This window comes from Microcystis sp. LE19-10.1B, from assembly GCF_027530565.1.
Taxonomy (GTDB): domain Bacteria; phylum Cyanobacteriota; class Cyanobacteriia; order Cyanobacteriales; family Microcystaceae; genus Microcystis; species Microcystis aeruginosa.
The window spans coordinates 1-1750 of the sequence record NZ_JAPZQM010000480.1 but is presented as its reverse complement, the minus strand read 5'-3'; the positions used below and the strand labels follow the sequence as shown (position 1 = coordinate 1750).

General features: G+C 51.4%; 1 protein-coding gene. It reads left to right on the top strand.

Translation table 11 applies throughout. The annotated features are described in order from the left end of the window. A partial coding sequence (locus O9332_RS17330; RefSeq protein WP_288026608.1) for a S8 family serine peptidase occupies positions 1 to 1750 on the top strand: 1750 nt, incomplete at both ends.

The window sequence follows — 1750 nt, the reverse complement described above, 5'->3', positions numbered from 1 at the left end:
ATTTATCGAGTACAGATATGTCATCTCTAGAAGATTCTTTGAGTTTTGACGGAGCCTCTCCAATCACCTTTGATTTAACAGGTTCCGACGATTTAAGTGTATCGAGGGAAACTACTCCCTTGGGAGTCCTGAACTCTAACCCCTCCCCATCTACAGTCTCCTCGGAGGCCCCCACGGTTCCAGTCTCCCCTACTGCTACGGGTCAAGTGGTTTTTCCCGCTTCCCTCAGTATGAACTCTTCTGGTTATCCCACCAGTCCAGCGTCGAGTCCTGCCTCTGTACCCACCGCTGCCGCCGTCACCACCAGTCCAGCGTCGGGTCCTGCCTCTGTACCCACTACCGCCCCCGTCACCTCAGAGCTAAGACCGGCAGCAACTAGCACCCTTGCCCCTTATGCTCCCAATCAACTCATTGTCAAGTTCAAGAAGGGGATCGCCAGCGCCGAAGTTGCTCAGTTTAAGTCCCTCTTTGGTGCTGTCAGCACCCAGAAGATTAAACTAACGGGGGCAGAGATTTGGAAGTTATCCGGGTCGCTCTCTGTGGAGAAGATTCTAAAACAATATCGCTCCCATCCGATTTTTGAATACATTGAACCCGACTATATTCGGACGCTGGGTACAATTAGTACCCAGGCCACGTTCCCCAATGACCCCAGTTTTAATCAACTTTGGGGATTGCATAACACCGGACAAAGTGCCGGTACTCCCGATGCCGATATTGATGCCCCGGAAGCCTGGGATATTCAAACCGGCAATCCTAATTTAGTGATTGGGGTTATTGATACGGGGGTGGACTACAATCACCAAGACCTAGTTGGCAACATCTGGACAAACCCGGGGGAAATTGCTGGAGATGGCATTGACAACGATGGCAATGGCTACATTGATGACATTCGCGGTTGGGACTTTGCCTACAACGACAATAACCCCAGTGATGTTTATGGTCACGGAACCCATGTTTCGGGAACCATTGCTGGCAAAGGAAATAATGGGGTCGGTGTGACGGGGGTGGCCTGGAATGCCAAAATCATGCCCCTGAAGTTTTTGAATGATCAAGGATCAGGCTCTACCTCCAATGCCATTAAGGCAATTAACTATGCGACGGCCAAAGGAGTTAAGCTCACCAATAACTCCTGGGGAGGTGGAGGCTATAGTCAAGCGCTCTACGATGCGATTAACGCTGCGGGTCAGGCGGGAGCTTTATTTATTGCGGCGGCTGGTAATGATGCAAAAAACACTGACACAAGCCCCTCCTATCCTGCCAGCTACAACCTAGCTAATATTATTTCTGTTGCTTCCACCACCCGCACCGATGCTCTCTCTTCTTTTTCTAACTATGGCTTAACCAGCGTAGATTTGGGTGCGCCTGGTTCAGAGATTTACAGTCTAGCTCCTGGTGGTGGATACGCGACCCTTTCAGGGACATCCATGGCCAGTCCCCATGTGGCAGGGGCGGCGGCTTTGTTGTGGTCACAAAATCCTACCTGGACGGCACAACAGGTGAAAAACGCCTTAATGAACACGGGAGAGCCGATTGCGGCTCTAGCCGGTAAAACGGTTTCTGGTAAGCGGCTCAATGTGTTTAACGCCTTGGCGGGGGCTAACTTACCTTCCGTAACCGTCAGTGTCAGCCCGGCCAGTGTGCAGGAAGACGGTACGACTAACTTAGTTTACACCTTTACTCGCACTAACTTAAACCTGAGTTCTCCCCTGACCGTTAACTTCGGGGCGAGTGGCATAGCCAACGCCGC